General features: G+C 65.3%; 7 protein-coding genes. 4 read left to right on the top strand and 3 right to left on the bottom strand.

Going from position 1 to position 11,351, the window contains the following annotated elements; translation table 11 throughout:
• The first annotated feature begins 2 nt into the window (after nt 1-2).
• Both ABL844_RS33945 and ABL844_RS33950 read left to right on the top strand, forming a co-directional pair.
• Complete coding sequence (locus tag ABL844_RS33945; protein ID WP_418132077.1) at nt 3-1,952, top strand: MacB family efflux pump subunit; 1,950 nt, start codon at nt 3-5, stop codon at nt 1,950-1,952.
• 35 nt (nt 1,953-1,987) lie between these two features.
• Complete coding sequence (locus ABL844_RS33950; RefSeq protein ID WP_418132078.1) at nt 1,988-3,412, top strand: efflux transporter outer membrane subunit; 1,425 nt, start codon at nt 1,988-1,990, stop codon at nt 3,410-3,412.
• A gap of 442 nt (nt 3,413-3,854) precedes the next feature.
• On the opposite strand, the gene ABL844_RS33955 is transcribed toward ABL844_RS33950, so the two are convergent.
• From ABL844_RS33955 to ABL844_RS33965, 3 genes are all read right to left on the bottom strand, one after another.
• Complete coding sequence (locus ABL844_RS33955) at nt 3,855-4,808, bottom strand: ChbG/HpnK family deacetylase (protein WP_418132080.1); 954 nt, start codon at nt 4,806-4,808, stop codon at nt 3,855-3,857.
• Nucleotides 4,809-4,965: 157 nt separating this feature from the next.
• Nucleotides 4,966-5,988: a glycosyltransferase family 2 protein gene (locus ABL844_RS33960; RefSeq protein ID WP_418132081.1), complete on the bottom strand. Its 1,023-nt coding sequence runs from the start codon at nt 5,986-5,988 to the stop codon at nt 4,966-4,968.
• A gap of 49 nt (nt 5,989-6,037) precedes the next feature.
• Nucleotides 6,038-7,597 (bottom strand): glycosyltransferase family 39 protein, encoded by a 1,560-nt coding sequence (locus tag ABL844_RS33965; RefSeq protein ID WP_418132082.1) that lies wholly within the window; start codon nt 7,595-7,597, stop codon nt 6,038-6,040.
• Between the two features lie 928 nt (nt 7,598-8,525).
• Between ABL844_RS33965 and ABL844_RS33970 the strand changes: the two genes are divergently transcribed.
• Complete coding sequence (locus ABL844_RS33970) at nt 8,526-9,020, top strand: ABC transporter ATP-binding protein (RefSeq protein ID WP_184642364.1); 495 nt, start codon at nt 8,526-8,528, stop codon at nt 9,018-9,020.
• A 162-nt stretch (nt 9,021-9,182) separates the two neighbouring features.
• Nucleotides 9,183-11,327 (top strand): type IV pilus secretin PilQ, encoded by a 2,145-nt coding sequence (gene pilQ / locus ABL844_RS33975; protein WP_418132083.1) that lies wholly within the window; start codon nt 9,183-9,185, stop codon nt 11,325-11,327.
• Nucleotides 11,328-11,351: the final 24 nt, after the last annotated feature.

An 11,351-nucleotide genomic window follows, 5' to 3' on the forward strand; every position in this document is an offset into this window, starting at 1 on the left:
GCATGGGCCAGCCGCTGTTGGAGTTGCGCGCGCTGCGCCGGGAATTTCCTTCCGGGGACGGCACCGTGGTGATCCTGAAGGACATCGACCTGAAGATCGACGCGGGAGAGATGGTGGCCATCGTCGGCGCGTCCGGGTCGGGCAAATCGACCCTGATGAACATCCTCGGCTGCCTCGATCGACCCACGGCAGGCAGCTACAGGGTCGCCGGCACGGAAACAGGGGAGCTAGGCCCCGACGAGCTGGCCGCCCTTCGGCGCGAGCACTTCGGCTTCATCTTCCAGCGCTATCAGCTGCTCACGGATCTCTGCGCCGCAGCGAACGTCGAGCTGCCGGCGATCTACACCGGGCTGGCCGCCTCGGCGCGTCAGGCACGCGCGCAGTCGCTGCTCACGCGCCTCGGCCTGCAGGAGCGCATGAACCACCGCCCAAGCCAGCTCTCGGGCGGCCAGCAGCAGCGCGTTTCCATTGCACGCGCGCTGATGAACGGGGGCGCAGTCATCCTGGCCGATGAACCGACGGGCGCACTCGACAGCGCCAGTGGCGAAGAGGTCATGCGCATCCTGCAGGAATTGCACGCCGATGGCCACACGATCATCCTTGTCACCCACGACATGTCGGTCGCATCTCATGCCGCACGGGTGATAGAGATCAGCGATGGTGTCATCGTCGCCGACCGGCAAACCGCAGCCCGCACCGCATCGAAGCCCCCGGGGCTGGCTTCGCCCTCGCCCGCCGCCGCCTTGATGCGAGCGGGCGCGGATCGTTTCGCTCAGGCGTTCCGTATGGCCCTTCGGGCAATGAACGCGCACCGGCTGCGCACCTTCCTCACCATGCTCAGCATCATCATCGGCATCGCGGCGGTCGTCTCCGTGGTGGCGCTCGGCAGGGGCGCGCAGGCACAGGTGATGGCGCAGGTGCGCGAACTGGGGACCAACACGCTCGATGTCTTCCCCGGCAAGGATTTTGGCGACACCCATGCCGCGGCGATCGAGACGTTGGTCGCCGCCGATGCAGAGGCACTTGCCGATCAGCCCTACGTGGACAGTGCCACGCCGAACCTCTCGATCAACGTCACCGCGCTTTATCGCGAGCTCGCGGTCGCCGGCCAGGTCACTGGCGTGGGTGCCGGGCATTTCCGCGTGCGTGGGCTGAAGCTTGCATCGGGCCGCTTCTTCGATGCCCTCGACATCGAACGTCACGGCCAGGTCGCCGTGATCGATCCGAAAGCGGCCACGACCCTGTTCAAGTCCGCGACCCGGGCCATCGGCGAGATCGTGCTGCTGGGCAACATGCCGGTCGAAATCATCGGAGTGCTCCAGCCTGTGCAAAGCAGCTCCAACACTTCCACCCCGACCTTCTACGTACCCTATGCGGCGGTGGCAACGCGCCTGTCCGGACAATCCCATCTCGACAGCATCAGCCTGCGCGTGCGCGACGCCGTCTCCAGCCAGGCCGTGCAGCAGGCAGTGACCGCGATGCTGAGCGAGCGACACGGCCGAAAGGACTTCTTCATCTTCAGCTCCGACCAGATCCGACAGGCCGTCACCCGCACCAGCACCACGCTCACCGTGTTGATCTCAGGCATCGCCATGATCGCGTTGCTTGTCGGTGGCATCGGCGTGATGAACATCATGCTGGTGTCCGTGACCGAGCGCACTCAGGAAATCGGCGTGCGCATGGCGATCGGTGCCCGTCAATCCGACATCCTTCAGCAGTTTCTGATCGAGGCGATGCTGGTATGCCTCATCGGCGGCGTCCTGGGCGTGCTGATTGCGTTGGGCCTGGGCCTGGCGGCCGACTTGATGGGACTCGGCCTCCAGATGTCCTTCTCCATCGCTTCCATCGTGCTGGCTGTCGCCTGCTCCTCCCTGATCGGGATCACCTTTGGTTTCCTGCCGGCGCGCAATGCGGCCCGGCTGGATCCGGTCCAAGCGCTGGCGAGGGACTGATGCGTTTTCCCATCCCATGCCGCGCCAAGAGGAGCATGACTGCCGCGGCGGCGGTGAGCGTCTTGCTGGTCCTTGCAGGTTGCGCGGCCCTCGCCCGCACGCCCTACCAGGAACCGGCCGTGCCCCTGCCGGCGCACTTCGAACACTCGGATATCGCCGCCGGTGTCCCGCGCAATGAGGCATGGTGGCGCTCATTCGACGACCCGCAACTCAACGGATGGATCGATCTGGCGCTCCAGCACAATCCCGACCTGGCAATCGCAGGCGTCCGGGCGCGCCGCGCCTCGCTGGAAGCGCAACTGGCCGGCAATGCCCTGCGGCCGGTGTGGGAAGGTGCCCTTTCGAGCAGCGCAAACCGCGCTTTGTCGGGAGAGAACCGACGCACCAACGAGACCGTCAATGCCCAGATCGGCGTGCGCTGGGAGATCGATCTGTTCGATCGCCTCGGTGCGCAGCGGGATGCGGCCAGCTTCGAGGCACGGGCCAGCGCGCAGGATCGCGAGGCGATCGCCCTGTCCCTCGTCGCGGCAGTCGCGAACCTGTACTGGCAAATCGGATTTGCCAACGAGCGCATCGCGTCCGCAAGGCAGAGCCTGGCGTACAGCCATCGCACACGCGAGCTGATCGACGCGCAGTACCGGGCAGGCTCGGTCTCCCGCCTCGAACTGCGCGAAGCCGAGCAATCGGTGGCTGAGCAGCAAGCCCTGCTGAGCCAGCTCGTACAGACAAGCAACGAACTGCGTCAGGCGCTGATGGTCTTGTTCGACGGGTCGCTGCCGCCCGGTCCGGAACCCCTGCATTTGCCAGACGCAATGCCCGCGCCTGTCGGTGCAGGCCTCCCCGCAGAGTTGCTCGGACGGCGCCCCGACCTGCGCGCAGCCGAGCTCCGCCTGCGCGCCTCGCTGGCCAGCCGCGATGCCACAGCCGCGCGCTTTTATCCGACGTTCTCGCTCACGGGCAGCCTGGGAACGTCCAGCGCGTCGCTGCTGGAAGTGCTGCGCAATCCGGTCGCCACCTTGGGTTCCGAGATGGCGCTGCCCTTCCTCAACGTGCGCGGGATGCAACTGAGCAATGCCGTCGCCCGGACACGCCACGAGGAAGCGATCCTGAGTTTCAGGAAATCGCTCTACGCGGCGCTCGCAGAAGTCGAGCGGGCGCTTTCAGCGCGCACGCAGCTGTCACTGCAGGCGCTCGCGCGCCGGCGCGCCCGCGACGAAGCAACCGAGAGCGAGATGCTCTACGAAGTTCGATATCGCAAGGGGCAGGTTGCCCTGCGCGCCTGGCTCGATGCGCAGGAGCGCAGGCGCGTGGCAGAAGTGGCTCATGCGTCGATTCGCCTGGCCTTGCTGCAGAACCATATGACGCTGAATCAGGTGCTGGGCGGCGCCGTTCCTCCCATGGACAAGATCGGGGAAATGCCGAGTGACGGGGGCCTGAATCGCGTGACGCGATCGCCCTGAAGAACCTCTCGCTTGCAACCTCGGCCCTCCCCGCGCCCCCCTCGGAGCCTGAGCCCAATTCCGTGCGACTGCTCCACCCTACCCGAAGTCTTCGCATGCACGTGTTCATGGCCCGAACCAGAAGACAAGCCACAGGGCAACCGCCCCGAGCGTGGCGAGCAGCAGGAGCGTTTCGGCTTTTCGGCGCAGCCAGCCAGAGCATTTCGCCTTCCAACGCCCGATCGCGGTCTTGCCTCGCGCGAAGACCCCCGACGGACCGAGCCGACGCGCTATGCCGTTCTCACGGCGGGTTCTACGCGGCGGCGCGAAATGGCCCATGGCGGCAAGCGGCACCGTCGGTCAAGGGCAAGGCGGCTCGTGAAGCGCGGCGCGACAATGACGCAGCAATGCGCTTCGAGCGGGTAGCTGTCGCCATCCTGGAGATGCCTTCAATCATCGGCACTCAAGGCATTCGCTCGGCCAGCGTTGCGCCAAGGCCTGACATCGGCGCGACGCGGACACCCACAGTCCGCAGCAAGTCGGGCAAGCCAGGATCAGCCCACACCATGAATTCGACGCCGCGTCCGTGGCGAATGAGGTCACCCATTCTTGGCGTGCCCGGATGACACATCAGAAGGTCACCGTTTCGGGCGTGCCTGAGCCAATGCCGCAGCAACGAACCGTATCCACTCTCGGTGGCCTTGAAGTCGTAGACGCCAAGCAGGCGGCGATTCGCGAGAAAGCCGAGCGAGCGCGCACGGCGGCGGAAATCCTCCGCCCCCACCAGGCGATCGATAAGCCACGCCTTGCGGCCGTCGGGACGCCGCACCGAATCCATCAGGGACGAGGTCGGCGCGGCACTCACACGCACCCACGGCAGGGAACTTCCGTAGCGTCGCATCAGTACATCGAGCACGATGTCGCGTATTTCCGGCAAGTGGTGCACGTGCTCGTGACTGTCGAGGTGGGCCGGTGCGCGGAACATTTCCTCCTCGAAGGCATCGAGCTGATCCAGCAAGGCTTCGCGTATGCGCCGCAGAGGCAGCAGCCGCAGATGGGCGGCCGCGATGAGCGTTCGCACCGACCCCAGCGCTGGCGCGCCATTGAACGGCAGGGTCAAATTGAAATGCAGGCCGATGTCGACGTGGTGGACGTCGAGGTAGCGCGCACGCGCGGCGCCCTCCTCCCAGTCCGGCGCCTGCGTCATGGCGCTCAAGGCGCTCACGCGCCGCATCTCGGCCAACTGCAATGCCGCCGCGTTGACACCTTGGTTCAGGCCGAAGTCGTCCACGCAAACAGCAATGCTTCGTTGCTCGGGGCGGGACAGCCCATCGTCGACGGAGGGCGGCCTTGCAGCGGCATGCCCGGACAGGCCACTGGATGCCGACGGACCGTTGCGTGCAGCTTGGTGGCTCATCCGGCAACCTTTCTGATCAAGACCTGTTGCCGACCCTGCGGCGGCAGTGAGGCAGGTCGAGCGCCTGGCCTCTGCTGGGCGCGGGTGACGTACTGGCGCACCGAGGTCGCCCCGGGTCCAGGGATGCAGAGCCGGCTCGGCTTCAGCACGGGCATCCTCATGGCTGGCGCTCCCTCGAGGCGGCTTCACGGGATCGCTTGACGAGATAGAGAGGCCGTCCCTTCACTTCATCGAACACCCGCGCCAGGTACTCGCCGATCACACCGAGCGAGATCAGTTGCACGCCGGCCAGCAGCAGCATGGCAACAACGATCGTGGTCCAGCCCGATACTTCGTTGCCCCAGAGCATGTACGACACGGCCAATCCAACGCCGTAGCCGAACGAGACAAGTGCAAGCGCGCCTCCCACCACGCTCGCGGCACGCAACGGCCAGCTGGTGAACATGGTGATGCCGGTCAAGGACAGGCTGCACAGTGCACGCAAGCTGTAGTGGCTGCGCCCATGAGGTCGGGGCGGCGGAACATAGACGATCTGTTCCACGCGGAAGCCGACCCAGGCGAACAGACCCTTCATGAACCGACTGCGCTCGGGAAGCGCACGCAAGGCTTCAACCACCTGGCGGTCCAGCAGACGAAAGTCGCCCGCGCCCGCCGGAACCCGATAGCGCCGGTCCCGGTCGATGAGGCCATAGAACAGGCGGGTGCCAAAGCGCTTCATCCAGCTTTCGGTCTTCCGGTCGGTGCGCACCATGCAGACCATGTCGGCCCCCTGAGCCCAGCGCGCGACCATGTCGGGAATCAACTCGGGCGGATGCTGGCCGTCACCGTCCATCAGGACAACGAGATCTCCCCGCGCCACGTCCAGCCCGGCGCTCAGTGCAGCTTCCTTGCCGAAGTTGCGGGAGAGTTCCAGCGACCGAACGCCATGGTCCCGCCAGCGCAGCGCCACCTCAGCGGTGGCATCCGTGCTTCCGTCGTCGACGACGACGATCTCCCACTCGCGAGCGAGGCTCGAGAGCACGACCACGAGTTGCGGCAAGAGCAACGCAAGATTCCTCGCTTCGTTGCGGCAGGGAATGACGCAACTGAGAAAGGCCACGCGTGCTCTGGAAGTCCGCTCGGCAAGCGAGTCCTGCGCAAGGTTGCCGGCGCACGCGCGCGGCATGAGGGTCGGGGACATGGTGTCGGAGGCTTCCGTGTCGCGCTTTCTCGGGCGCACCGCGCGTGAATCAATGGGTGACATTGGGCTGTCCAGTGCACCGTGCCGAGATGGAAGCCGGCGCGATCACGCGCCAGTGCAAGCCCGGAAAGTTGTCCCCCACCGGGCGATAGCCGACGTCCGGAACTGCAGCCCTGCTGAGTTCCAGAACGCCGCATTCATCGGCCAATTTCTTGTCCACCCATGGACTGATGTCGAAGCGACCGTGGATCAGGACCAAGGGTTGCTCGGGAAGTCGCAATGCCAGCGCACCGGCTTCGGCCGGCGGCCCCGCCACCACGTGGATCGGACCTCCGAGTTCGATGCGAGCCGCTGGCGCTACCGCGTCAGCCAGCCCCTGCGCGTCGAAGTTGCGCCAATGATGCCGCTGCCATCGCACCTCGCCATTGGCGGAGATCATTTGCCCCCAGAGCAGCAGCAGCAACTGAACCAGGCCAAAGGCCTTGAGGGCGGACCTCAGCGAGATGGCGGACCACAACCGCCTCCAGCGGCCCAGTTCCATGGCCGCCGGGACGGCCAGCAGAAGGAACGGCGCGCCCCAATGCAGTTGGAGGTCCGCGCCGACGAAGAGTCCCAGCGCACAGGTGAAGACCAGCGGCGTGGCGCCGAAGCACAGCAGCAGGCATCGGCTCATGCCTGCATCGACCACCACAGCCGTGGGTTGGTGCGCGGGATCCGGCCGCGCTGCGCGCTCGAACGCCCACAGCGCCAGCAGCAGAAAGAGCCATGCGGGAAGCGCACGGTTCAGAAGCTGGTCCACCAACCAGCGTGCGCTGCCGCTCCATCGACTCGCGCCCTGCAGGTCGAGCCCCAGCGACGACTCCATGGCATAGCGGATGGGCCCCAGGCCGTTGTACCAGAGCCAGTACAGATGCGGAGACACCAGTGCCAGGGCGGTCACCATCGCCAGCAGCAAGCCACGCCGATGGCTCGTGTCTCGCCAACCACGCTGCCAACCCCAGAACACGATGATTGCCAGGGCCATCACCGCGATGTGGTACTTGGCAAGGGCGCCCAGACCCAGGCACACACCCAGGGCAAGCCACCAGCGCGATTGCCGTGTACAAAACGCCTTCCAGGTGAACGCGGCGCTGGCGACCGCAAAGGGCATCAGCACCACTTCGTGGTTGTAGTAATAGAGGCGCCCGTTGTAGTAAGTGATGCAAAGTGCCGCGAGGACAGCGATGGTCGCGTGCACGGGTCCCCGCAGAGCCGCAAGGAACCGCCAGAGCACGCCCATGGCTGCCAGCGCGAATATCGCGCCCAGAACATAGGTGGTGGCGCCCGATAGCCCCAGGGCCTGCACCGGCAGCCAAAGCACCCAGGTGGGCAGCGGCGGGTGCTTGTAGTAGCCCCATTCGAGACTGCGTACCCAGGTGAGCTGCTCGATGTTGTCCGTGGGTGGCACGAGGCTCGAATGAGCCAGATGCGGCAGCCAGACGGCGGCAAACAGGACCAGCAACAAGGTGAGCCAGACGCCGTCGGGGCGAGGCGAGCACGCCGCCATCGCATGGCGCAGGACGGCTGCCAGGTGGGCGCCGTCGGGACGCGCCGCGCCGATGCGAGACACCGGGACCGAGGGATCCGCAGCTTCTGACAGGGATGGAGTTGAAGCGGTGTCTGCAGGCGGGGAATGCATTCGGGGCGCGCAAGCTGGAAGGAGCTTCATGGGTGGACGAAGGCGCCATGCTCGTTCGCCATCGTTCAGAAGTGCTGCAATTTCCATCAACATTCGATCAAGCGACGTACGAATCCCTGCCATTGGTGCAGATTGATATGCGCTGTCGTCGCCCGGCTGGCCGCATATCGCAGCCATGAGCGATGGCGCGGCCCTCCTGGGTGGCGCCCCGTTGAGGAAGAGCGCGCCTTCAGCATCTCCATCAGATCTGGATCAAGCGCAAGCCCGTTCTCCACGGGTTTTCACAAGAATCGTCGTCAGGCCACTGGCTTGGCAGGTTCTCGATGCAGCAGCTTCTCTCGCCTCAGCGATGACCGCCCCGAGGGTGCTGCATGCGTTCACCCTCGAGCGCGCGGCCCGTTCGAGTCCACGCAAATCCAACTGGCCGGTTTGCTCGCCCATTCCGAGGCATGCACTCCCGCCTCCTTTTTTCCAGCCCTGCACGTCGTCAATTGATGAAGAAAACCGAATCCGTTCTCCTCCCCCGAGAGGATGCGCACCTTCACCCACCAGGGGCAATTTCGCCTGGCCCGTCCAACGGATGGAGCGCGCAGCTGATGCGCCTGCGGGGCGCAGCCATCGCCTGTCGAACAGCCCTCATCTGGGCATGCGAAGACTTCGCCACGGCGCAACGCCTGATGCTGGTACGCATCGATCGGCAGTCGCCTGCGTCGCAGCCTGCGTGATGACGCGTCTCGTTGAGCGCGACGCCCGCACGCGCGAGCCCTACTCCGGTGGATCACACCTCTGGTGCCTCACGCATCGATGTGATTGCCTGCAAGGCGCAGCAGACCTCTCGGGTCGCGCTGCTCGCCGCCACATGTTGGCTGTGCTCGCTGCCGCATGCTGCTGGCTGGCCGGTGCATCGACAGTTGCTGCGCAGGACATCGCCGCACGGCCTCTGGACTCGAACGAGATGAAATGGGAGTGGATGTTCTCGCCCTACGCCCATCATTTCCGCCGCAGCAGTGAACACCGCAACGTATACCTCATCGGCGTGGAGCGGTATCAGACCGAAAACTGGCTGGTGGGCGCGGGCGTGTTCAGCAACTCGTTCGGCCAACCCTCCGCCTATGCCTACGGCGGCTACCAGTGGAGTGGGCTGTTCGGTCAACCGAGGCTCTACCTCAAGCTGACAGCCGGCGTCATGTACGGCTATGTCGGAGAGCACAAGGACAAGGTGCCGTTCAACCGCAACGGATGGTCACCCCTGGTGGTGCCTGCCATCGGCTACAGGCTCGACTCCCGAAATAGCCTCCAGGTATCGGCCCTCGGGACCGCAGGCCTGCTGTTCTCCTACCACTACCGTCCGTGACGCCAGTGGTTCGCTGCGGTGCAGCGCTTCATCTTCACAGTACCTGGACATTCAGTGAAGAGTTTCTCCACGAACAAGCAAGACCATCGCGCGGATCTGCACGGCCTCAACGGATTGAGATAGATCCGGCGCCGCAGATCATCAACGGAGAGAGGGAAAATCATGAAGCCACGCGCGCGCTGGCCCAGCGCCCCGCACCTGCGTCCCTATCTGCGCCTTTATCTGCGCCGATGGGTTGGCGCCGTGTCCACGGTGTTGCTGTCGATAGCGACACAGACCAACGCGCAGGCCCAGGTGGAAGGGCCGCGGGCGCCATCGACACCGCCCAACGCCATCGAATCCATCACCGGCTCGACCCGTGCCGACGTGGACTTGTTGCGCATCGACTTCACCCGCCCGCTCGCTGCGCTGCCCGCGGGTTTCGTGGTGCAATCCCCCGCGCGCATCGCGCTCGACTTCCCAGGGATCACCAGCGCCGTGGGGCGATCGGCCATCGCCTTCAATCTGGGCCATCTTCGCGCCGCCAATGTGGTCCAGGCGGAAGAGCGCACCCGCGTGGTGCTGAGCCTGCGGCATGCGGCCACCTACCAGGCCGAGATCCAGGGGCGATCGCTGCTGGTCTCGCTGCAATCGAGCACGGGCCAGCCGCCGCGCACGCCGCCATATGGCGATTTTGCAGAGAACCGTGTCCGCAGCATCACGCCGCTGCAGGAGATCGACTTTCGGCGTGGCGAGGACGGTGCCGGCCGCATCATCGTGGCCATGGGCAGCCGCCAGATGGGGGTGGATGTGCGCCGCCAGGGCGCGACGCTGGTGGCCGATTTCATGCGGGCGTCGCTGCCCGAGGGATTGCGACGCCGGCTGGACGTGTCGGACTTCGGGACCACCGTCGACACAGTGCAGCCGCAGCAACTGGCGGACCGGGTCCGCCTCTCCATCGGCGCACACGGCGACTGGGAGCAGAGCGCCTACCAGACGGACGAGCAATTCGTCATCGAGGTGCGTCCGCGCAAGGCCGATCCGGGCAAGCTCACACCCGGCGCGGGCTATGCGGGCGAGAAACTCACACTCAACTTCCAGAACGTCGACATGCGGGCGCTGCTGCAGGTGATCGCGGACTTCACCGGCTTCAACGTGGTGACCTCGGATACCGTCTCCGGCACCCTCACCCTGCGGCTCAAGGACGTACCGTGGGACCAGGCGCTGGATGTCATCCTGCAGGCCAAGAACCTGGGCATGCGCAAGAATGGAAACGTTCTCTGGATCGCGCCGCTCGAGGAGATCAACGCCAGGGAAAAGTCCGACCTCGAGGCCCAGGCCTTGCTGGAGAACGTGACGACACTGCAGACGCAGTCGTTCCAGCTCAACTACGCAAAGGCCGCGACGGTGGTACAGAACCTCAGGGGTGGCGGCGGAACTTCCGGCAGTGGCGGCAGCTCGGTCACGCGGCTGTTGAGTGCGCGCGGCAGCGCGATGTCCGAGGCCCGCACCAACCAACTCTTTGTCACCGACACCCCCGCACGCCTGACCGAGGTGAGCGAACTCATTCGCAAGCTCGACGTGCCGGTGCGGCAGGTGCTGATCGAGGCGAAGATCGTCGAGGCGTCGGATACCTTCGGCAAGTCATTGGGTGCCAGGCTGGGCGGCGGGATTGTCGATGGGAACAGCTCTGTCGGCACCACTCCTGCAGGCAGCAGTCGCGCCTTTGCGCCTTACACCAACCGCAACTTCGTGAATCTGCCAGCCGGGAGTGCCGGTAGAGGGAGTGCCCCGGGGGTGTTTGCGGTCTCCCTGTTCAGCGCAGGGTACACGCGCATGTTGAACCTGGAAATCTCGGCACTCGAGGCCGAAGGCAGGGGCAAGCTCGTATCCAGCCCTCGCGTGGTCACCGCCGACCAGACCAAGGCCTTGATCGAGCAAGGCGAACAGATCCCGTATCAGCAGGCCACATCCAGCGGCGCCACCTCCGTCTCGTTTCGCAAGGCCGTGCTGAAGTTGGAAGTGACACCGCAGATCACTCCCGAGGGCAACATCATCCTCGCACTGGACGTGAGCAAGGACGCGCGCGGAGTGAATACATCTGCCGGTCCGGCGATCAATACCAAGCACGTAAAGACTGACGTACTGGTCGAAAACGGTGGCACCGTCGTCATCGGCGGCATCTTCGAGGTGACCGAGATCAACGACGAGTCGCGCGTGCCGGTATTGGGCGAGGTCCCCTATTTGGGCGCACTGTTTCGCAAGCGCACACGCACCTTGAACAAGGTCGAGATGCTGGTGTTTATCACCCCCAAGATGATGGGGTGACCTGCGTCAAGGCTTGATGGCGAA

Origin of the sequence: Variovorax sp. 278MFTsu5.1, from assembly GCF_048305045.1 — a bacterium.
Taxonomy (GTDB): Bacteria; Pseudomonadota; Gammaproteobacteria; order Burkholderiales; family Burkholderiaceae_C; genus Variovorax; species Variovorax guangxiensis.